We start from the raw sequence: 19,909 nt of genomic DNA, 5'->3' as shown, positions 1-19,909 counted from the left end.
GGATGCTAACGGGCACGTTCACCGCCCCACCAACGAGTTGTGCCCGGGTCGGCGGCCCGCCGTGTCCCCGGTGGTACTCAGCAGTTCGGCACCCAGGCGTGGGAGCGCGGCTGGACCGTGCCGCTCAGATTGGTTCTCGTGCGCACCTTCACGCAGCCCAGTGGCTCCTGTTGGGCGGGCCGGCCGTAGTAGACGACGTCGACCTTGGTCGCGCCCTCGGTGAGGTCGAACCCGTTGTTGAAGACCGAACGCGGCGCGCCGCGGGCCGTCCAGGGGCAGGGGGCCGGGCCCTCGACCCAGTCCGCGCCGCCGTCGACCCAGGAGCACATCTCGCCGCGGCCGTCCTCCTCCGAGAAGAAGCAGACCGCCCCGCGCCAGCACCGTTCGTACCCCAGCACCCCGGCGGAGTCCCCGAGGTGGAACAGGTCCGGGCCCCATACGGCGCCCAGGCCGACGACGAGCGCCGCCGTACCGGCCGCGAGCAGCGCGCGGCGCCGCCGGCGCGGAACGGGAACGCGCGGGACGGGAACGAGCGGGACGGGTGCGGCGGGCGGGGCGGGCGCGGCGGCCGCCGCCGCCTCCACCCGGCGCATCAGCGACGCGGCGGTGTGCCCGGCCCGGTCCTCGTGCCTGCGGGCCAGGCAGTCGCGGACGATGTCCCGCCAGGGCTCGGGGAGTTCGGGCGACAGCCGAAGCTCCTCCTCGCCCCTGGCGTAGCGCAGCGCGGCGTCCCGGCGGGCTGCGGGGGTACCGCCGGGCAGCGGCAGCGCGCCGGTCAGGACGACGTGGGCCAGTACGCCGAAGGCCCAGATGTCGGCCGTCGGGCGGATCTTCGTACCGCGTTCGCCGACCTCCGACCAGAGCAGGTCCGGCGGGGTGTAGTCGGGTGTGGCGAAGGCCGGGGAGTAGGCGTGGGTGCCCTCCAGCTCCGCGGCCATGTTGAAGTCGCCCAGCCGTGCCGTGCCGTCGGCCATCAGCAGGACGTTGCCCGGCTTGAGGTCGCCGTGCACCCAGCCCGCCCGGTGCAGTTGGTCGAGCCCCTCGCAGACCTGGGTGAGCAGGACGGGCCCCGCCGGTGGCACACCGCCGGCCAGCAAGGTGTCCAGGGAGCCCTGCGCCTCCTCCAGGACGAGGACGGTGGCGCCGTCGAGTTCGGGCCGGCCGGGGTCGTCGACCGTGAGCACCTCGTACAGCCGGATCAGCCGGGGCGTGCGCACCCGGCGCAGTACCTCGGTCTCGCGCTCGGCGAGCTCGACCAGGTGCCGTAACTGGCGGGGGGTGCGGGTGCCGGTCGGCAGGACCTTGAGCGCGGCGCGGCCGGGCAGGCCTGGCTCGGGTACGGCGCGCAGGGCCGCGTAGACACTGCCGAAGGCGCCGGCCCCCAGCAGGTGACCGACGGCCCAGGGGCCGACGCGGTAGCCGGCCGGTACGTCGAGGGCGCCGGAGCGGCCGGCCTCCCCGGTCAGCGGGCGGTACCGGTCGGGGCGGCCGGCAGGGCCGCCAGGTCGGTCTCGCGGACGAGGTCGAAGCGCAGGGCCAGCGAGACCAGGGTCTCCTTCTTGCCGACCAGCCGCGGCCCCGGATCCACCGTGTCGGGGCCGGGCTTGAGGCGCAGTTTGACCGCGAGGTAGTCGATGTTCCACTGCACTGCGGCGCGGTTGGCCGCGGGCCAGGAGGGCCTCAGCCGTTCGACCACCTGCTCGACGGTGGGCAGGGGCGCGTGCGGTGCGCCGCGCAGCCTCGGCTCGCAGAGCGCGGTGAGGACCAGGAAGTACCGGCTGGAGCGGTCGAGCGGGAAGGGGAGCGCGGTCGGCTCCCCGTCCCGCTCTCCGGGATCGTCCCGATCGGCGTAGTCGTGGCGCGGTGCCCAGACGTCCAGGGTGAGCAGCTCGGAGCCGGCGGGCAGGACGAGCCGGGCGAACTCGAACGGGACCGGTGCGTCGAGCCGGCCGGGGGCGATCTTGATGTGCTCGCCGGCGCCCTCGGGGTTCTCGACCACGTACGTCGCCGAGCCGGAGAAGTTGCTGAGCGACCAGTACGTCGCCGTGGCGGTGATCTCCCCCGCCGAACGCGAGACGCCGGTGTGCGGAACATGCAGGGTGTGCGGGCCGCTGCCGCCACCGCCGGCGCTGGTGCGGCGGAGGGGTTCACGGCCGAATCGGAGGGTCTGCCCCGGTGCCAGGCGGATCTGTGCGGCCGGGGACATGGTGGGCCCCGGAACCACGATGATGCTGTTCACGCTGCTTCCTTCCCCGAAGGTGCAGGGGAAGGTTAGCCAGCGGAATCAATCGTTCCCGCAACAATGGCCTGTCCGACGGCCGCTCTTCAGCACTCTCCCCGCCACTCGAAGCGCTCGATGGTCCGGCCTCCGGCGGGGAGGTTGCCGCGCCCCTCGTCCCAGCCGCGGTGGAGGCAGGCGCTGCCTCCCTCCCGGAAGTACACCTGCACGTGGTCGTAACCCGGCTGCGTGGTGCCGTTGTTGAAGAAGGACCTGCGCAACCCGCACGTGCTCCGGGGCTCGTCGGTGGCGGAGCGGCAGACGGTGCCCGTGCCGTCCGCCCCCGAGTAGAAGCAGACGTAGCCGGGCGGGCAGTCCTGCCAGGCGGGGGGCGGGGTGCCGGTGCAGTTGCGGCTGGTGACGCTCGGCCATTCCTTCGCGTCGCCCGAGTACTCGACCCCGTCGAAGTGGACCGGGACGCGGTGGCTCTCGTCGGTGAAGTCGCCGGAGGCGAGGTAGCGCTGCTCGTAGTGCAGGTGGGACCAGGTGGAGGCGCCGGTGGTGCCGATGCGGCCGATCCGGGTCGACGGCTGGACGGGGTCGCCCTTCTTGACGTAGGCCGCCGGGTCGTCCTTCAGGTGGTAGTACGCCGTGAACCAGCCGTTGCCGTGGTTGATCTGGATGGTGTTGCCCGAGCCGTCGGTCCGGTACGTGGCGGCCACCGTGCCGGCCGCGGACGCAAGGACGGGCAGCCCGTCGGATCCGGTGTTGCCCTCCACCACGATGTCCAGCGCCGGGTTGTGGCCCCAGGTGTTCAGCTGCCAGGTGGTCCCGCACGGGAAGGGGAGCTGGAACAGCGGCTTCGCCGCGGCGGAGGCGGAGGCGGGGAAGGGGACGGCGGCGGGCGCGGGTGCTCCCGCCAGCACCAGTCCCGCCACGCACATCAGCACCACAGCCCACAGCCTGCTCGGACAGCGCAGCACGTCTTTCCCCTCCCGGCCCCGGTGGACGGCGCCCGGACGGGCGGTCTCCCGCGCCATGCTGGGGCCGGGACCCGGGCGGCACCACCTCGTAGCTGCGAGGGTGCGGTGCGGGCGGCGTCCTGCCGGGCCGTGCGCCAGGCCTACGGCTCGATGAGGCCGACGCGGATGGCGTAGCGGGTCAGTTCCAGGCGGTCCCGCATCCCCAGCTTCTGGAGCAGGTTGGCCCGGTGGCGCTCCACGGTCTTGGCGCTGATGACGAGGAGGTCGCCGATCTCCTTCGAGGAGTGGCCCTCCGCGACGAGCTTGAGGATCTCCTCCTCGCGCTCGGTGATCGCCCGGGCGGGCAGCGGGTCGCCCTGGCGGGCCCGGTCCAGATAGTTGCGGATGAGCGTCGTCTCGGCCCCCGGGTAGATGAACGGCTCGTCCCGGATCGCCGCCCGGCACGCCTCGACCAGATCGCGGTCGGCGACGGACTTGGGGACGTATCCGGCCGCCCCGGCCCTGAGCGCCTCGAAGAAGTACTGCTCGTTGTCGTACATGGTCAGGATGAGGATGCGCAGCTCCGGCCGCAGCCGGGAGAGTTCCCGTGCGGCCTGCAGTCCGGTCATCCGGGGCATGGCCACGTCGAGGACGGCGAGGTCCACCTCCTCGCTGCGCGCCAGGGCTACGGCCTCCGCTCCGTCCCCGGCCTCGGCGACCACGGTGAGGTCCGGTTCGGCATCGAGGATGAGCCGCACCCCGCGCCGTACGAGGGCGTGGTCGTCGGCGAGCAGGACGCGCGTCGGCGGCCGTTGCGGTCCGGTCACTTGGCGCCCTCCGTGGTCGCGGCGGCGGCCGTGGTGACGGCGGGTACGTCCAGCCGTACGTCGGTGCCGCCCTGCGGGCCGCGGCCGATCTCGAGGTCGGCGCCGATCAGCAGGGCCCGTTCCCGCATGCCCTGGATCCCCGCGCCCTCACCGGCGGGGCCGATGCCCCGGCCGTCGTCGCGTACGAGCAGCCGGACCGCCCCGCCCGGCCGGGCCGACAGGTGTACCTGGACCTCGCTCGCGCCCGCGTGCCGGGCGGCGTTGGTCAGGGCCTCCTGGGCGACCCGGTAGACGACGAGTTCGGCCGCTTCGTCCAGCGGGGGCACGTGCGGGCCGATGACGTGCCGCACGGTCAGCGACCCGCTGGTGAACTCGGCCGCCAGCGCGCGCACGGCACTGTGCAGCCCGAGCTCCTCCAGGACCCCCGGGCGCAGCCTGCGGGCGATGCGGCGGATCTCGTCCAGGCTGGTGCGGGTCGTCTCCTGCACCTGTCGGAGCTCCTCCCGCAGGGGGGCCGGGGCGCGGTCGGCGGCGTGCTTGAGCTGGAGCAGGACCGCGGTGAGGGTCTGGCCGACCTCGTCGTGGAGTTCCTGGGCGATGCGCCGCCGTTCGGCTTCCTGCGCGGAGAGGGCGCGGGCGCTGCTGCCGGCCCGTTCGGCCTCCAGCCGGCCCAGCATGGCGTTGAAGGAGGTGGTCAGCTCGGCCACTTCGGCGGGACCCTCCACCCGCGCCCGGCCGCCGGGGCGCAGCAGGTCGACCGCGCTCATCGCGCGGGTCAGCCGGCCGAGCGGTGCCAGGCCGATCCGGAGCAGGGCGGCGTTGGCGATCAGCATGGCGGCCAGCCCGGCGAGCAGCACCACGGCCTCGCCGAAGAGGACCGGGGTGGACACGGTGACCGGGCCGAACAGCAGCAGGACGGCGGTGACGAGGACGGCCGCGTTGAGCAGGAAGATCCGCCAGTACAGCGACACGGGCGTCCCTCCGCTCGTTCCGGGATCCGCCGCTCCGGCGGACCGCTTGCTTCCACTATCCCCGCCGATACGCCTCCGCACCTGCGGTGACCTGCGGCGGGACCTGCGAGGGGACCGGTGTCCCCGCCTCAGACTGTCGTCCGCCGGAGCTCTTGTCCATCCGTGCCGACACCCATATCCCGGCCCCCGCGCGAGATGGCACCATGAGCCCGCGCGGCAGCCCGGACCTGCCTTCCGCCGGCGCTGCGCCGCACCACCGTCGAACACGAAGCAAGGGGGGACAGAGCTGTGCCTGCTCCACGGATGAGCACCACGCCACTGCCCGGCATCGGGGTCCAGTACGACCTCACCACCCGCGAGCGGCGCCACCTGTCGGTGATCGCCCACCGCGACGGCACCCGTACGGTGAACGTTTACCGCGCGGACGATCCCGACGCGTGCGCCCAGTCGCTGCACCTGTCCGGGGCCGAGACCACCTCGCTGATCGACGCCCTGATGCCCGCGCACCACAGCCCCAATCTGCTGCACACCACCGACCTCGGGCTGGTCGCCGAGCGCATCGAGCTGTCCGCGCACTCGTACTGGAACGGCCGGCTGCTGGGCGAGACCCGGATGCGGACGGAGACCGGGGTCTCGATCGTGGCGGTCCTGCGGCGGGCCGAGGCCCGCCCCTCCCCCGCCCCCGACTTCCGCCTCGCCGGCGGGGACACGCTCATCGTGATCGGCACCCGCGAGGGCGTCGACGCGGCCGCCTCCATACTCGGACGGGAGTGATCGCCTGTGCACTCCGCAGTCTTCCTGATCGAGTTCGGTGCGATCATCCTGGGCCTGGGTCTGCTGGGCAGGCTCGCCGGGCGCTTCCGCCTCTCCCCGATACCGCTCTACCTGCTGGCCGGTCTCGCCTTCGGCACGGGCGGGCTGCTGCCGATGGGCGCGAGCGAGGAGTTCGTGGCGATCGGCGCCGAGATCGGCGTCATCCTCCTGCTGCTGATGCTGGGGCTGGAGTACACGGCCACCGACCTGGTCTCCAACCTCAGGACCCAGTACCCGGCCGGGCTGGTCGACTTCGCCCTGAACGCCGTACCCGGCGCGGTCGCCGCGCTGCTGATGGGCTGGGGTCCGGTGGCCGCCGTGGTCCTGGCGGGGGTCACCTGGATCTCCTCCTCCGGCGTCATCGCCAAGGTGATGGGTGACCTCGGACGCCTCGGCAACCGCGAGACCCCGGTCGTTCTCAGCGTCCTGGTCCTCGAAGACCTGGCCATGGCCGTCTACCTGCCGATCGTCACCGCGCTGCTGGCCGGGGTCGGTCTCGCGGCGGGCAGCCTGACCCTGGCGATCGCCCTCGGCGTGGCGGGCGCGGTGCTGTTCGTCGCCGTCCGCTACGGCCGGCTCATCTCCCGGTTCGTCTCCAGCGACGACCCGGAGAAGCTGCTCCTCGTCGTCCTCGGTCTGACCCTGCTGGTCGCGGGCATCGCCCAGCAGCTGCAGGTCTCCGCCGCGGTCGGCGCGTTCCTGGTCGGCATCGCCCTGTCCGGTGAGGTGGCCGAGGGTACGCACACCCTGCTCAGCCCGCTCCGGGACCTGTTCGCGGCGGTGTTCTTCGTCTTCTTCGGCCTGCACACCGACCCGGCCAGCATCCCGCCCGTACTGCTGCCGGCGCTCGCGCTCGCCCTGGTCACCGCCGGAACGAAGATCGCCACCGGGTACTGGGCCGCGAAGCGCGCCGGGGTCGGGGTCAAGGGCCGCTGGCGGGCCGGCGGAACCCTCGTCGCCCGCGGGGAGTTCTCGATCGTCATCGCCGGTCTGGCCGTCACCGCCGGCATCGAACCGGCCCTCGGGCCGCTGGCCACCGCCTACGTACTGATCCTCGTGGTGATCGGGCCGCTCACCGCCCGCTACACCGAGCCGCTGGCGGCCCGGTTCCGGGCGCGGCGGGCCGTCAACGGCCCGCTGCTCGCGGCCGTACCCTCCCCCGCGCGGTCCCCGGAGGCCGTCGCGGAGCCGGCCCCCGACCAGGACCCCGCCGGGCGGCCTTAGGCCGTCCCAGGCCGACCGGCGGTCAGGGCGGAGTCATCGGCTTCGCCCTGCGGGCCGTACGGGGCTCCGCACCCAGGCGGTTCACCGCCAGCGCGGCCACGGTCAGCCCGGCCGCGAGCACGAGGCCGTTGGGCAGGGTGGCCCCGGCCACGGTGCACCAGACCCCCAGGGCCACGGCCAGCCAGGCACCGGCCCGGCGGTGTGCCCGGGGCCGGTGCGGGCCCTGCGGGCTCTGCGGGCTATGCGGTGACCCCGGGCCCTGCGGCAGCCTCGGGGGGCGCGGGCTCCCTGCGCGGGGGCTCCGGCCCGGGTCGTCGGCCCTCGTACCGTCGGTTCGCGGCATGCGCGGCATGGCTCCGCTCCTTTCCGTCGACCGGGCGACGGCGCGGGAGCGGGCTCCCCGCCGGGGCGCGGGCCGCTCCACGTCAACACCGTCGGGACATGGGGGTGTTCATCGTCCGGGCGGGTCCGCGGGCGGGCGGCGCGCGGGGCGCCGGTCGGCAGTGGCCGGGAGGGGACTGCGGACACCTCCAGCATCGCCCGGCCCACCGCCGCCGCACATCGGGGTCGGCACCCATCTTCGGCACCCATCTTCGGCGCCCGCCTACGCCGCCGGTCAGCAGATCCGCGGCAACTGCTCCCCGATCGGCAGGTCGACCACGCGGGTGCCGCCGAGGGCGGTACGGGCCACGACCAGGCCCGGGTGGGCGTCGACGGCCTCACCGATCACCGTCGCGTGGCGGCCCAGTGGATGGGCGCGCATGGCGTCCAGCACGGCGTCGGCGTGCTCGCGGGGCACGAAGGCGACCAGCTTGCCCTCGTTGGCCACGTAGAGCGGGTCGAGCCCGAGGATCGCGCAGGCGTTCGCGACGGCGGCGGGGACCGGGACGCGGCCCTCGTGGATCACGACACCGGTCCCCGAGGCGGCCGCGATCTCGTTCAGCGAGGCCGCCAGGCCGCCGCGGGTGGGGTCGCGCAGGACGTGGAGGTCCGGGGTGACCGCGAGCATGCTCCGCACGAGGCCGCCCAGGGCCGCGCAGTCGCTCTGGACGTCCACGCCGAATTCGAGCCCTTCGCGGACGCTCATGATCGCCACGCCGTGGAGCCCGATCTCACCGCTGACGATGACCACGTCTCCGGGTACGACGCGCTGCGGACGCAGGTCCACCCCGTCGGGGATGACGCCGATGCCCGCGGTGTTGAGGTAGATGCCGTCCCCGTGGCCCGCTTCCACGACCTTGGTGTCGCCGGTCGCGACCTCCACGCCCGCGGCTCGCGCGGCCGCGCCCATGGCCTCGGCCACGCGCGCCACCACCGGCAGCTCGACGCCCTCCTCCAGGATGAACCCGCAGGACAGGTAGGCCGCTTCGGCTCCGCTCATGGCCAGGTCGTTGACCGTGCCGTTGACCGCCAGGTCGCCGATGGAGCCGCCGGGGAAGAACAGCGGGCGCACCACGTAGGAGTCGGTGGAGAAGGCCAGCCGGACCCCGCCCAGTGAGACGGCCGCGGAGTCCCCGAGCTGGGCGAGCACGTCACCGCCGAAGGCGGGGGCGAAGAGGTGCTGGACCAGCTCGGCGGAGAGTGCGCCCCCGCCGCCGTGGCCCATCACCACGCGGGGGCGGTCGCGCAGCGGGGCCGGGCAGGTCCAGCCCGTGATGTCGAGTGCGGTGTCAGACAACGGGGCTCGCCTCCAGCGGGGCGGTCGCGGGGGTCGGGGCGGTCGGGGCGGTCGCTGCGGCGGGCACGGTCCCGAGCTCCAGCCGCCGGTAGAGGTAGTACGCGGCGCAGGCGCCCTCGCTGGAGACCATGGTGGCGCCGAGCGGGCTGCGCGGGGTGCACAGCGTGCCGAAGGCCTCGCACTCGTGCGGCTTGAGCAGCCCCTGGAGCACCTCTCCGCTGCGGCACTCGGCCGGCTCCCGGGTGTTGATGCCGGTGACGGAGAAGCGGTGCTCGGCGTCGAAGTCCCGGTAGCGCTCCGACAGCCGCCAGCCGCTGTCGGGGATGACGCCGATGCCCCGCCAGGCCCGGTCGGTGACCTCGAAGACGTCCTCCAGCATGGCGAGGGCGGCAGGGTTGCCCTCGGGGCGCACGGCACGCGCGTAGGCGTTGTCGACCGTGTGCTCGCCGCGCTCCAGCTGCCGCACGGCCCGGCGCACGCCCTCCAGGATGTCCAGCGGTTCGAAGCCCGTCACCACGATCGGCACCCGGTGGCGCGCCGCCAGTTCGGGATACTCGCGCACGCCCATCACGCTGCACACGTGGCCGGCGGCGAGGAAGCCCTGGACCCGGCAGCTCGGCGACTGCATGATCGCCTCGATCGCCGGGGGCACCCGGACGTGGGAGACCAGCAGGCTGAAGTTGGGGATGCCCAGCTTCTTCGCCTGGTGGACGGTCATGGCGTTGGGCGGCGCGGTGGTCTCGAAGCCGATGCCGAAGAAGACCACCTGGCGCCGGGGGTTCTCCTGGGCGATCCGCAGGGCGTCGAGCGGGGAGTAGACGACGCGGACGTCGCCGCCCTCGCTGCGCACCTGGAACAGGTCGCGGCCGGTCCCGGGCACCCGAAGCATGTCCCCGAAGGAGCAGAAGATCACGTCGGGGCGGGAGGCGATCTCCAGCGCCTTGTCGATGACCTCGAGCGGGGTGACGCACACCGGACAGCCCGGCCCGTGAATCAACTCCACTTGATCCGGCAGGAGTTGATCGATCCCGTGCCGGATGATGGTGTGGGTCTGACCGCCGCACACCTCCATCAGGGCCCAGGGGCGGGTCACGGTGGCGTGGATGTCGTCGAGCAGGCGGCGGGCGAGGGCGGGGTCCTGGAACTCCTCGATGTACTTCACGGCCGGCCTTCCTCCTGCGGTGCGGCGAGGGCGGGCGCGGGCCGCCCGGCCCCGGGGACGGGATCGGGATCCGGATCCGGGTCCGGATCGGGATCGGGGTCGTCGGCGAACGGCCAGGGGTCACCGCCGACCGCGGCGGCCTGCTCCCACGGGTCGCCGAACTCCTCCTGCAGCATGCCGAGTTGCGCGAAGAGTTCGAGGGTCTGCTTGGCGGACTCCTCGTCGAGGCGCTGGAGGGCGAAGCCCACGTGGACGATGGCGTACTCGCCCACCTGGAGGTCCGGCAGGTACTCCAGGCACACCTCCTTCTGCACACCGCCGAAGTCGACGGTGGCCATGCGGGTGCCGTCCTTCTCCCCGATGTCGAGCACTCTGCCGGGCACCGCCAGGCACATGGGCTTCTCCTTGCTGTGGGTGTGTCAGGGGGTGTGTCAGGGGGTGTGGTGCGCGGCGGCCACCATGAGCTGCCCGAGGGCCAGCCCGCCGTCGTTCGGGGGGACCCGGCCGTGCCGCAGGACGGTGAAGCCGTCGGCGCCCAGGAGGCGGGCGCACGCCGAGGAGAGCAGGGTGTTGGCGAAGACCCCGCCGGTCAGGGCGACGGTGTCCAGGCCGTGCCGCTCGCGCGCGAGCGCGCAGAGCGTGGTGACGAGGGCGGCGACGGAGGCGTGGAAGCGGGCGGCGATCAGTGCCGGGGCCGTGCCGGCGCGTACGTCGGCCACCACGGCGGCCAGTACGGGCGCCGGATCGGCGGTGAGGGGCCCGCCGTCGGGGCCGGGGGCGGCGCGCAGGCCGAAGGCGTAGCCGGGTCCGGGATCGGCCCCGCTCGCCCTCAGGGCCGCGCCCTCCAGCTCGATGGCGGCCTGCGCCTCGTAGCCGGCCAGGTGGCAGATGCCGGCCAGGGAGGAGACGGCGTCGAAGAGGCGGCCCATGCTGGAGGTCGGGACACAGTTCAGCCCCCGTTCCAGCTGCCGCTCCAGCAGCGCGAGTTCCCCCGGCGGGCAGGCGGCCGTGCAGGGCAGCTCCGGGGCCCGGTCGATGCCCGCGGCCCGCAGATGGGACAGCGCCATCCGGTACGGGCGGTGCACGGCCGCGTCGCCGCCCGGCAGCGGGACGTAGGCGAGGTGGGCGAACCGGGTGAACCCGGCGTAGTCGGCGAGTAGGACCTCGCCGCCCCACACGGCGCCGTCGTCGCCGTAGCCGGTGCCGTCGAAGGCGACCCCGATGACCGGGCGGCCGGCGCCCCGGCCGTGCTCCGCCAGGGTGGAGGCGATGTGGGCGTGGTGGTGCTGGACGCGGACGAGCGGCCGGGCGCCCGCCGCGCGCTCCGCCCACCGGGTGGAGCGGTAGCCGGGGTGCCGGTCGGCGGCGAGGAGCACGGGGGCGACGCCGGTGATGGACTCCAGCTGCCGCTCGGCGCCGTCGAGGGCGTACTGGGTGGCGAGGTCGTCCATGTCGCCGATGTGGGCGGACAGCCAGGCCTGATGCCCTTCGCCCAGGCAGAAGGTGTTCTTCAGGTCCCCGCCCGCGGCGAGGCTCGCGGGGACGGGCACCGGCAGGGTCAGCGGGAGCGGGGCGTATCCGCGCGAGCGGCGTACGGTCAGCGTCTCGCCGTCGCACACCCGCACCACGGAGTCGTCGCACGGCACGTGGATGGGGCGGTCGTGCGCGAGCCAGCCGTCGGCGAGGCCGGCGAGCCGCTCCAGGGCCTCGTCGTCGTCGGTGACGATGGGCTCCCCCGCGAGGTTCCCGCTGGTCATGACGAGCAGCCGGGGCCCCGGGGGATCCCCGGGCAGGCCGAGCAGCAAGTGGTGGACGGGGGTGTACGGGAGCATCACCCCGAGGTCCGGGCAGCCGGGGGCGACCTCGTCCGGGCCGCCGTCCGCGCCGGTGCGGCGGCGCAGCAGCACGATGGGCCGGACGCCGCCGGTGAGCAGGGCCCGTTCCTCGGGGCCGATGTGCGCGAACCGCTCGACGTCGGCGAGGTCCCGGGCCATCAGGGCGAAGGGTTTGTCCCCGCGCCCCTTGCGCCGGCGCAGCTCTGCCACGGCACCCGCGTCGGTGGCGTCGCAGGCCAGGTGGTAGCCGCCCAGGCCCTTGACGGCGAGGATCGCCCCGGCCACCAGGAGGCGCCGGGCCCCGGCCACCGGGTCGGCGCCGGCGCGCTCGCGGGGCGGTCGCCCGGTGAGCAGCCTGAGGCGGGGGCCGCAGGCGGGGCAGGCGACCGGCTGGGCATGGAAGCGGCGGTCGGCCGGATCCCCGTACTCGCGGGCGCAGTCGGGGCACATGGGGAAGGGGGCCATCGTGGTGTGGGCGCGGTCGTACGGCAGCCCGGTGACGATGGTGAACCGCGGCCCGCAGTGGGTGCAGGTGATGAAGGGGTGCCGGTGGCGCCGGTCGGCCGGGTCGGCCAGTTCGGCGAGGCAGTCGGCGCAGGTGGCCACGTCCGGGGAGACCAGCGTGCGGCCGGGGCCGCCGGTCCGGGAGGCGATGATGGTGAATCCGGTGCCGCCCGCGACGGGGACCTCCCAGTGGTCGACGGCGTCGACGACGGCCAGCGGGGGTGCGTCCGCCGCGAGCCGTTCGCAGAACCGCGACACCGCCGCCGGGGCGCCCTCGACCTCCGCGACGACGCCGTCGGGGGTGTTGGTGACGTGCCCGGCGAGGCCCAGCCCGGTCGCTCGGGTGTAGACGTAGGGCCGGAAGCCGACGCCCTGGACCACGCCCCGGACCGTCACCCGGCGCCGCTGCACCGCCTCCATCAGCGGGTCTGCGCGACCGTGTGGACGTGCGGGTGGTCGTGATCGTGGCCGTGTCCTTGGTCGTGGTCCTCGTCATGACCGTGGTCGTGGTCATGCTCGTGCTCGTGCTCGCGCTCGTGCTCGTGGTCGTGGTCGTGCTGGTGGCCGTGGCCGTGCGCGTGCGCCTGCTGCTGACGGGCCATCACCGGCGTGTGCGTTGCGGTCCCCGCCCCGGCCGCCAGCGCCCGGTCGAGCAGGACGCCGAGGCCGACGCCCCCGCGCGCCGAGGTGAGCACCACCTCCACCCCGGGATTGACCTGCTCGACGTTGGCGCGGAAGGCGGCCTCGTCGAACTCGACGGCGCGCGCGATGTCGGTCTTGGTGACCACGACCAGCTGGGCCAGTCCGAAGGCGGTCGGATACTTCAGCGGCTTGTCCTCGCCCTCCGTCACCGAGGCGAGCACCACCCGCAGCGATTCCCCCAGGTCGTAGCCGGCCGGACAGACCAGGTTGCCCACGTTCTCCACGAACAGCAGCCGGGTGTCCTCGGGCAGCCAGCCGTCCAGGTGCCGGCCGAGCATCGCGGCCTCCAGGTGGCACAGCCCGTCGGTGAGGACCTGCTTGACCGGTACGCCCGAACGGGCCAGCCGCACCGCGTCGTTCTCGGTGGCCAGGTCGGCCGTCAGCGCGGCCACGGGCAGGCCCCGCTCCCGCGCGAGGAGCAGTTCGCGCTCCAGCAGCGCCGTCTTGCCGCTGCCGGGGCTGGAGAGCAGATTGACCACCGTCGTACCGCGCGCGGTGAGTTCGGTGCGCAGGGCCTGGGCGGTGGCGTCGTTCTTGGCGAGCACCGCCTGCCGCAGATCGACCATTCGGCACATGGTTCAGGCCTCCTCGGGAATCGGTTCGCGGGTGCGGGCACCGGCGGGGCCGTCTTCCCAGTGCACGCTGAGGATCTCCAGCTCACGGCCCGACAGCAGTTCCACTTCGGTGGCCCTGCCGCATCCGGGGCAGCACAGTTCGGGGGGCATGCCCACCGCCCAGCTGCCGGGGCAGGAGCCACAGCGGGCGCGGGCCGGCACGGGTTCCGTGACGAGTTCGGCGCCTTCGAGGACCGTTCCGGCGCAGGCCAGTTCGAAACAGAAGGCCAGCGCGTCGGGGACCACCCCGGCCAGCTCACCGACCCGCAGCCGTACGGAGGTGACGGCCTGTGCGCCGCCCGACCGGGCCGCCTCTTCCACCTGGCCCACGACGGCCATGGCGATCGACATCTCGTGCATCGGACTCCGTCCTGCCGGGGCTCATTGAACCGGCGGGACGGAGTCCGTGCGGTCGGGCACGCCGGTGCGCGGCGCGCTCCGTACGCCATTCGGGCGCCCGGGTGCGGACCCGTTCCCGTGCCCGCCCCGTGGCCGCGCCCGCGGCGGTGTCACATCCGGCGCATGCGCAGGTAGCGCCGGAGGTCGGGGAGGATCTGGAGCAGGACGGCGGTGGCGGCGGCGGCCGCGGCCCCGACGACGAAGACCTTCTTCACGGTGTTCTCCTCAGTTCGCGGCCGGGCCGGTCGGTTTCGGCGTGGCTCCGGCCGTGGATCAGGTCCAGGGCCGTGCGTACGGCCTCGGGTACGGCGGCGGCCACGGGTGCGCTCAGGCCGATGCCCTCCTCGACACCGGCCGGTTCGCAGCCGAGCACCAGAGTGCGGCGCGGCGGGGTGGCTCCGGTCCCGGCGCACAGGGTGTCCAGCAGGGCGAGTACGGCGTCGGGGGACATGTGGTGGCCGTCGAGGACGGGTGGCGGCGGTGCCTCGCCGCCGGCCGGTCCGTTGCTCGCGCCCGCGTCGCCGTCGGCCTCGATGAGGTAGAGCGTGCCGGGCTCGCCGCCGCGTGCGGTGGCGTCGACCAGCAGCAGCGTGTCGTAGCCGTCGAGGAGCTGGTAGGCGAGGTGGACGCCGCGCACGCCGAAGTCCACCACCTCGACCCCGTCGGGCAGGGGGTGCTGGGCCAGCGCCCGTACGGTCTCGACGCCGAAGCCGTCGTCGCCGAGGAAGACGTTGCCGATGCCCGCGATCAGGACCCGCTCGTTCACGCGTCCTCCAGGGGGGTGACCTCGTCGGGCTGGAAGTAGAGGAACCTGCCCTGTTCCCGCCGGATGTCCGCGCCCGGGTCGTCCTCGACGGTGACGGCGAGGTGCACTCCCCCGTCGACGTCGTGCAGGACGGCCTCGACCAGCGCGGTACGGCCCCGGAGGAACAGGTCCTGGGCGTCGGTGCGGCGCAGTCCGGGGCGGAGCAGCACGCGGCTGCCGGGGCCCACCGAGGCGCCGTCGACCGTGATCCGGTCGCGGGCCGGGTCCGCGGTGTCCGCCCGGGCCGGGTCCCACCAGGGGGTGTCGGGCCGGAACACCACGTCCTCGGAGGGGAGTTCGCGGAATTCGGGGACCTCGGGGAGGTCGGGGAGTCGGGTGAGCGGCGGCGACTGCTCGGGGCCGGTGACCTCCCGCAGGGCGCGTACGGCGCCGTGCAGCCGCTCCAGCACCTCGGGGGGCATGGAGTCGGCGAGGTCGATCACGGCGGCCGCCCGGGGGTCGGTGCCGCGGGCCTCGCGCTTCTCCTGCTCGGTCAGGGCGGCCGTGCGCAGGGCGAGGATCTCGTCGATCTCGGTGGCGTCGTACATGGCGCCCGCGCTCTCGGGGGCGATGGCCGGGTGGTCCTCCAGGATGATCGGGGAGGACAGGACCACGTCGGCGCGGCCGGGTTCGCCCGCGAGCACCGGCCAGGTGTGGCGGTTCTCGCAGGCGGCCACCGCCTGCCGGGCCCATTCGGGCGGGTCGGTCATGGACAGGAACGAGCCGGAGTCCAGGCCCAGCAGCAGGTGGGCGGCGACCAGCGAGCGGGGCAGCGCGGCCTCGCGGTCGGCGGGTCCGGTGCCGGGCGGCGGGGTCCACGGGCTGGTGTTCTCCACCACGGCCCGGAGGCGGAGCACGCGGTAGGCGCCGGGGAGTTCGGTGGCGCGCAGCCGCAGCGTCCCCTCGATCTCCTCGGTGCGGCGCACCAGGCGGCCCGCGGTGCGCCCGTCGGCGTCCAGGACGGGTTCGTGGTCGACGCGGGCGGGGCGGCGGAAGGGGAAGGTGACGCCGTCGTCGCCCAGCAGCTCGGCGACGGGGACGCTCACCTCGACCCGTTCCTCGGCGCCCTCGTCCCAGGGCACGAGGACCCGGTCGGCCAGGTGGAGTTCGGCGACCTCGGTGAAGTCGCCGCCGTCCGCGGCCCGTTGGACCGTACGCCGCTGGGCGTGCAGGAAGCGCAGCTCCAGGGCGAGGGTCGCCGCGCCCCGCGGTTCCATCAGGATCTCGGTCTGCTGGAAGACGTGCTCCTCGTGCGCGCGGCCCCAGGCCGGGGGCACGAGGACGCCGAACTGCCAGCGCAGCCGGTTCTTCGCGGCCGAAGCCCGGTAGGGGTAGAGCACGTACCCCTCCAGCAGGACCGCGTCGGCCACCTGCCGGGCGACCGCGAAGCGGGAGTCGGGGGCGGTCGTCAGGGTCACGGGGCCGCCCTCTCGGTGAGGCGCGGCAGGACGGCGCCCAGCCGGACGGGTCCGGGCGGCTGCGGCGGGTCGGCCGCGTCGAGCAGGGCCCGTACGGTCGCCTCCCACGAGGCGAGGGCGTGGCGGGAGCGGAAGGCGAGCAGCTCGTCCATGGTGTCGCGGGGCAGCCGCAGCCAGCCGCAGCCGGGGAAGTGCTGTTCGACCATCTCGCGCCACAGGGCCACGGGCATCCGGTACGCGGCTTCGCGGTCCCAGGGCACCGGCTCGACGCGGAAGCCGGCGTCACCGGTGAAGGCGGTGCCGGAGAACAGCATCAGCAGCGGTACCTCGCCCTCCGCGAGGGCTTCGAAGTACCGGGTGGCGGCGATGTCCATGTCGTAGGTGCAGGGCACGACCAGGTCGGTCTCGGTCTCCCCGGTGAAGCTCGGGACCATGACGGATACCTGGGCGAACTGCACGGGCTGGAGGGTGTTGCCCCAGCGGGAGCGCTCGCCGAACAGGTCCATGAGCCCCTCCGCCTCGGTGGCGCCGTAGCCGCGCCGGGCCGGTTCGATGCGGATCTGGCAGCGCAGGGCGATGGCGTGCACCCGGGCGCCCCCGGCGGCGGTGATCCGCAGCCGGAAGACGAGGGTGGGGCCGGCGGCGTACGCGTCGGCGCGCACGCCGGTGCAGGTGAAGGCGAATTCCGTCATCGGATCCCGTCCTCGGCGTCGGCCTCGTCCTCGCCGGCGGTCCGGGGCAGGGCCCTGGCCCGCCGTTCGACCTGCTCGAAGAAGGTCTTCAGCGCGGCCCGGGCCTCCGCCCCGCCGTCGAAGCCCTGCCACAGCAGCCGCATCCGCCCCACCAACTCGTAGCAGATGTCGATCGGCACCAGGTAGCAGTCGGTGCGCTCCGGCGTGCGGCGCAGCAGCAGTGCCTCGACGTCGGGTTCGAGGAGCGGGGCCAGCCGGCCGCCGCCGAGTACGGTCTGCCAGGTCTCGGGGTCGAGTTCGCTCTCGGTGGCGCCGGCCGGACTCGGGTAGAGGGCGACCAGCCGGTCGAGGGCGGCGTTGCGGAAGAAGAACGCGACGCCGACCGGGATCTGGAGGCGTTCCCACGCCCCGTCGTCGAGCCGGTGGCGGGGGTCGGTGAGGTAGCGGTCCGGTACGGCCCGCAGGCGTCCGGTGCCCGCGCCGGGCCGGTCGAACAGCAGGGCGCAGGCGGTGCAGGCGCAGAGCAGCGCGCGCTGTTCGGTCTGCACCAGGTGGCGGTGGCCGTCCGGGGACACGGCGATCCCGCACAGTTCGCAGGTCTCGGGGCGGGGTGGGCGCGGGCCCGCGAACCGGCGCAGCCCGCGCGGGGCGCGCGGGCCGTCGTGGAGGAGACCGGGCCCGCTCATGGCACCCGCGCCGGGCTCGGGGGCCGGGTGCCGATCTGCAGGAGGGCGGGGGCGGGGGCCGCGGCCGGCTCCCGTTCCACGCCCGTCACCTCGGGGGCGAAGCAGGCCAGGGTGTCCTCCAGCGTCCGCCCGGCACCGCTGCCGCCGCCGGATCCCGAGCCGCAGCCGCAGCCGGTGGAGGCGGCGGGGCGCAGCCGCAGGACGCCGGTGTCCGCGTCGAAGCCGAGGAGTTCAACCGGTTCGCCGTGGGCGGCCAGGGCGCGGGCGATGCGGGTGTGCACGTCCTCGGGGTGCAGGCCGTGCAGGGAGAGCAGGCTCGCCACGAGTTCGTCGTCGCAGACCGCCCGGAGCGGGCCCGCCCCGACCTTCTCGACGATCCGGGCGAGCCCGGCGCCGTAGAAGTCCATGAGGACGCGCACCAGTTCCTCGGCGGCCGCGCACGCCGTCCGGTCGCCGGTGGCGGCGAGCCGGTCGAGGACCTCCTCGACCCGGCGCCCGGCCTGGACGCCGTCGATCGTCGCGCTCATCCGCCCAGTCCGCTCAGTCCGGTGGGCACGTGCATCGTCTTGACCGTCTTGCCGCCGCCGACGTACATGTGCACTCCGCAGGGCAGACAGGGGTCGAAGCTGCGGACGGCGCGCATGATGTCGATGCCCTTGAAGTTCTCCGGGGGGTTCTCCTCGAAGATCGGGGTGTTCTGCACGGCGTCCTCGTAGGGGCCGGGCGTGCCGAAGGTGTCGCGGGTGCTGGCGTTCCACGGGGTCGGCGGGTACGGGTGGTAGTTGGCGATCTTGCCGTCGCGGATCACCATGTGGTGCGACAGCACGCCCCGTACGGCCTCGGTGAAGCCGACGCCCAGCCCCTCGTCCGGGACCTCGAACTTCTCCCAGGTCTGGGTGCGTCCGGCGCGGACCTCGGCGAGGCCCTTCTCGGCGCAGTGCAGGGCGATGGCGGCCGCGTACGCCTGGAAGTAGGTGCGCGCCCGGTTGCGTTCCAGCGCGTTGCTCCACTTCGGGATCTTCCACTCGAAGCGGGTCTCGGGCTTGGTCATCGTGCGCGGCAGGGTGATCACGACGCTGTGACCGGTGGCCTGCACGTAGTCGGTGTGGACCAGGCCCGACAGGGCGGTGGACCACAGGCGGGCGATGGGGCCGCCACCGGTGTCCAGGGCGAGGTGGTCCTTGCCGTCGAACCAGCGGGGAGACATGACCCAGCTGTACTTGTCGTCGAAGTTGCGCTTCTGCGGGGCCGGGATGGTGTGCTGGTTCCACGGGTGGCGCGGGTCGACCGGGTTGCCGAGCGGGTCGTGGGTGACGAACTGCTCCTGGCCCTGCCAGTCGTCGTAGTACGAGCTGCCGAGCAGGATGCGGATGCCGAGGTTGATCTCGGTGAGGTCGTTGGTGACCAGCTTGCCGTCCACCACCACGCCCGGGGTGACGAACATCTTCCGTCCCCAGTCGGTCATGTTGGCGTACGTGAAGTCGCAGTACTCGGGGTCGTTGAGGGCGCCCCAGCAGCCGAGCAGGACGCGGCGGCGGCCGACCTCCTCGTACCCGGGCAGGGCCTCGTAGAAGAAGTCGAACAGGTCGTCGTGGAGGGGGACGACCTTCTTCATGAACTCGCAGTACCGCATGAGGCGGCTCATGTAGTCCGTGAAGAGCTGGACGGAGGCGATGGTGCCGACGCCGCCCGGGTAGAGGGTGGAGGGGTGCACGTGGCGGCCCTCCATCAGGCAGAACATCTCGCGCGTGTAGCGGGAGACCTGGAGCGCCTCGCGGTAGAAATCGCCCTCGATGGGGTTGAGGGAGCGCATGATGTCGGCGATGGTCTTGTAGCCGTGCTCGCCGGCGTGCGGGGCGGGGGTGCGCTCGGCGAGCTCCAGGACGCCCGGGTTGGTCTCGCGGACCATCTTCTCGCAGTAGTCGACCCCGACCAGGTTCTCCTGGAAGATGTTGTGGTCGAACATGTACTCCGCGGACTCGCCCAGGTTGATGATCCACTCGGCGAGGTGGGGCGGCTTCACCCCGTAGGCCATGTTCTGCGCGTACACCGAGCAGGTGGCGTGGTTGTCACCGCAGATGCCGCAGATGCGGCTGGTGATGAAGTGGGCGTCCCGGGGGTCCTTGCCCCGCATGAAGACGCTGTAGCCGCGGAAGACCGACGAGGTGCTGTAGCACTCCGCAACGCGCTTCTGCTTGAAGTCGATCTTCGTGTGGATGCCGAGACTGCCCACGATCCGGGTGATCGGATCCCAGGCCATCTCCACCAGGCCGCTGCCGTCCGCGGCTGCCTTCGTCTGCGGTGTCATCGTTTCTGCCGTGACCCTTCTTCGGTTCTTCGGTTCTTCGGTTCTTCGCTGCGGAGAGCTGGAGTCGGGGGTGCTTCCGTGGGGCCCGGGG

21 protein-coding genes are annotated in these 19,909 nt (G+C 73.7%); 2 read left to right on the top strand and 19 right to left on the bottom strand.

Translation table 11 applies throughout. The annotated features are described in order from the left end of the window. Window positions 1-77: 77 nt before the first annotated feature. From ACXNSR_RS30570 to ACXNSR_RS30550, 5 genes are all read right to left on the bottom strand, one after another. The gene (locus tag ACXNSR_RS30570) at window positions 78-1,466 is read right to left on the bottom strand and encodes a serine/threonine-protein kinase (protein ID WP_458643438.1); all 1,389 of its coding nucleotides are present in this window, start codon (window positions 1,464-1,466) and stop codon (window positions 78-80) included. Further along, window positions 1,463-2,239: an FHA domain-containing protein gene (locus ACXNSR_RS30565; RefSeq protein ID WP_458638578.1), complete on the bottom strand. Its 777-nt coding sequence runs from the start codon at window positions 2,237-2,239 to the stop codon at window positions 1,463-1,465. Before ACXNSR_RS30565 ends, ACXNSR_RS30570 begins: the two co-directional genes overlap by 4 nt. An 86-nt stretch (window positions 2,240-2,325) precedes the next feature. Continuing rightward, on the bottom strand, window positions 2,326-3,201 hold the full coding sequence (locus ACXNSR_RS30560) for a peptidoglycan DD-metalloendopeptidase family protein (RefSeq protein ID WP_458638577.1): 876 nt from the start codon (window positions 3,199-3,201) through the stop codon (window positions 2,326-2,328). Between the two features lie 140 nt (window positions 3,202-3,341). Beyond that, complete coding sequence (locus ACXNSR_RS30555) at window positions 3,342-4,007, bottom strand: response regulator (RefSeq protein ID WP_458638576.1); 666 nt, start codon at window positions 4,005-4,007, stop codon at window positions 3,342-3,344. Beyond that, a complete protein-coding gene (locus tag ACXNSR_RS30550) occupies window positions 4,004-4,978 on the bottom strand; it encodes a sensor histidine kinase (protein ID WP_458638575.1) in 975 nt (324 codons plus the stop codon). The genes ACXNSR_RS30555 and ACXNSR_RS30550 overlap by 4 nt, the downstream gene beginning before the upstream one ends. A 303-nt stretch (window positions 4,979-5,281) precedes the next feature. Between ACXNSR_RS30550 and ACXNSR_RS30545 the strand changes: the two genes are divergently transcribed. Continuing rightward, window positions 5,282-5,752, top strand: coding sequence for a cation:proton antiporter regulatory subunit (locus ACXNSR_RS30545; RefSeq protein ID WP_189745948.1), 471 nt, complete (start codon window positions 5,282-5,284; stop codon window positions 5,750-5,752). 6 nt (window positions 5,753-5,758) lie between these two features. Then, the gene (locus tag ACXNSR_RS30540) at window positions 5,759-7,015 is read left to right on the top strand and encodes a cation:proton antiporter (protein ID WP_458638574.1); all 1,257 of its coding nucleotides are present in this window, start codon (window positions 5,759-5,761) and stop codon (window positions 7,013-7,015) included. Between the two features lie 22 nt (window positions 7,016-7,037). On the opposite strand, the gene ACXNSR_RS30535 is transcribed toward ACXNSR_RS30540, so the two are convergent. From ACXNSR_RS30535 to ACXNSR_RS30470, 14 genes are all read right to left on the bottom strand, one after another. Beyond that, on the bottom strand, window positions 7,038-7,190 hold the full coding sequence (locus tag ACXNSR_RS30535; RefSeq protein ID WP_458638573.1) for a hypothetical protein: 153 nt from the start codon (window positions 7,188-7,190) through the stop codon (window positions 7,038-7,040). Between the two features lie 441 nt (window positions 7,191-7,631). Next, the gene (hypE, locus tag ACXNSR_RS30530; protein ID WP_458638572.1) at window positions 7,632-8,693 is read right to left on the bottom strand and encodes a hydrogenase expression/formation protein HypE; all 1,062 of its coding nucleotides are present in this window, start codon (window positions 8,691-8,693) and stop codon (window positions 7,632-7,634) included. Further along, window positions 8,686-9,855 carry a hydrogenase formation protein HypD gene (gene hypD / locus ACXNSR_RS30525; protein ID WP_458638571.1) on the bottom strand — a complete coding sequence of 390 codons (1,170 nt, stop codon included), beginning with the start codon at window positions 9,853-9,855 and terminating at the stop codon, window positions 8,686-8,688. Before hypD ends, hypE begins: the two co-directional genes overlap by 8 nt. Further along, window positions 9,852-10,250 carry a HypC/HybG/HupF family hydrogenase formation chaperone gene (locus ACXNSR_RS30520; protein WP_458638570.1) on the bottom strand — a complete coding sequence of 133 codons (399 nt, stop codon included), beginning with the start codon at window positions 10,248-10,250 and terminating at the stop codon, window positions 9,852-9,854. Before ACXNSR_RS30520 ends, hypD begins: the two co-directional genes overlap by 4 nt. Before the next feature lie 36 nt (window positions 10,251-10,286). Beyond that, window positions 10,287-12,614, bottom strand: coding sequence for a carbamoyltransferase HypF (gene hypF / locus ACXNSR_RS30515; RefSeq protein WP_458638569.1), 2,328 nt, complete (start codon window positions 12,612-12,614; stop codon window positions 10,287-10,289). After that, the gene (gene hypB / locus ACXNSR_RS30510; protein WP_458638568.1) at window positions 12,614-13,471 is read right to left on the bottom strand and encodes a hydrogenase nickel incorporation protein HypB; all 858 of its coding nucleotides are present in this window, start codon (window positions 13,469-13,471) and stop codon (window positions 12,614-12,616) included. Before hypB ends, hypF begins: the two co-directional genes overlap by 1 nt. Window positions 13,472-13,474: 3 nt before the next feature. Next, complete coding sequence (locus tag ACXNSR_RS30505) at window positions 13,475-13,870, bottom strand: hydrogenase maturation nickel metallochaperone HypA/HybF (protein WP_458638567.1); 396 nt, start codon at window positions 13,868-13,870, stop codon at window positions 13,475-13,477. 149 nt (window positions 13,871-14,019) lie between these two features. Next, window positions 14,020-14,124, bottom strand: a complete 105-nt coding sequence (locus tag ACXNSR_RS30500) for a DUF6893 family small protein (protein ID WP_402694579.1) — start codon at window positions 14,122-14,124, stop codon at window positions 14,020-14,022. Further along, window positions 14,121-14,675, bottom strand: a complete 555-nt coding sequence (locus ACXNSR_RS30495) for a hydrogenase maturation protease (protein WP_458638566.1) — start codon at window positions 14,673-14,675, stop codon at window positions 14,121-14,123. Before ACXNSR_RS30495 ends, ACXNSR_RS30500 begins: the two co-directional genes overlap by 4 nt. Then, window positions 14,672-16,132 (bottom strand): hypothetical protein, encoded by a 1,461-nt coding sequence (locus ACXNSR_RS30490; RefSeq protein ID WP_458638565.1) that lies wholly within the window; start codon window positions 16,130-16,132, stop codon window positions 14,672-14,674. Before ACXNSR_RS30490 ends, ACXNSR_RS30495 begins: the two co-directional genes overlap by 4 nt. Continuing rightward, entirely contained in the window at window positions 16,129-16,824 is a 696-nt protein-coding gene (locus tag ACXNSR_RS30485; RefSeq protein ID WP_458638564.1) for a DUF6084 family protein, read from the bottom strand. The genes ACXNSR_RS30490 and ACXNSR_RS30485 overlap by 4 nt, the downstream gene beginning before the upstream one ends. Further along, complete coding sequence (locus tag ACXNSR_RS30480) at window positions 16,821-17,510, bottom strand: DUF5947 family protein (protein ID WP_458638563.1); 690 nt, start codon at window positions 17,508-17,510, stop codon at window positions 16,821-16,823. Before ACXNSR_RS30480 ends, ACXNSR_RS30485 begins: the two co-directional genes overlap by 4 nt. Then, window positions 17,507-18,037: a hypothetical protein gene (locus tag ACXNSR_RS30475; RefSeq protein ID WP_458638562.1), complete on the bottom strand. Its 531-nt coding sequence runs from the start codon at window positions 18,035-18,037 to the stop codon at window positions 17,507-17,509. Before ACXNSR_RS30475 ends, ACXNSR_RS30480 begins: the two co-directional genes overlap by 4 nt. Further along, window positions 18,034-19,818, bottom strand: coding sequence for a nickel-dependent hydrogenase large subunit (locus tag ACXNSR_RS30470; RefSeq protein WP_458638561.1), 1,785 nt, complete (start codon window positions 19,816-19,818; stop codon window positions 18,034-18,036). Before ACXNSR_RS30470 ends, ACXNSR_RS30475 begins: the two co-directional genes overlap by 4 nt. Window positions 19,819-19,909: the final 91 nt, after the last annotated feature.

Source organism: Streptomyces sp. NC-S4 (genome assembly GCF_054353315.1).
This window is presented reverse-complemented; position numbering and strand designations above follow the sequence as displayed.

Bases quoted from the DNA above. Each gene is read 5' to 3' on its own strand.
- hypB (WP_458638568.1), bottom strand. From the start codon at position 13,471: ATGTGCCGAATGGTCGATCTGCGGCAGGCGGTGCTCGCCAAGAACGAC.
- ACXNSR_RS30505 (WP_458638567.1), bottom strand. From the start codon at position 13,870: ATGCACGAGATGTCGATCGCCATGGCCGTCGTGGGCCAGGTGGAAGAG.
- ACXNSR_RS30520 (WP_458638570.1), bottom strand. From the start codon at position 10,250: ATGTGCCTGGCGGTGCCCGGCAGAGTGCTCGACATCGGGGAGAAGGAC.
- ACXNSR_RS30470 (WP_458638561.1), bottom strand. From the start codon at position 19,818: ATGACACCGCAGACGAAGGCAGCCGCGGACGGCAGCGGCCTGGTGGAG.
- ACXNSR_RS30545 (WP_189745948.1), top strand. From the start codon at position 5,282: ATGAGCACCACGCCACTGCCCGGCATCGGGGTCCAGTACGACCTCACC.
- ACXNSR_RS30475 (WP_458638562.1), bottom strand. From the start codon at position 18,037: ATGAGCGCGACGATCGACGGCGTCCAGGCCGGGCGCCGGGTCGAGGAG.
- hypF (WP_458638569.1), bottom strand. From the start codon at position 12,614: ATGGAGGCGGTGCAGCGGCGCCGGGTGACGGTCCGGGGCGTGGTCCAG.
- ACXNSR_RS30485 (WP_458638564.1), bottom strand. From the start codon at position 16,824: ATGACGGAATTCGCCTTCACCTGCACCGGCGTGCGCGCCGACGCGTAC.
- ACXNSR_RS30480 (WP_458638563.1), bottom strand. From the start codon at position 17,510: ATGAGCGGGCCCGGTCTCCTCCACGACGGCCCGCGCGCCCCGCGCGGG.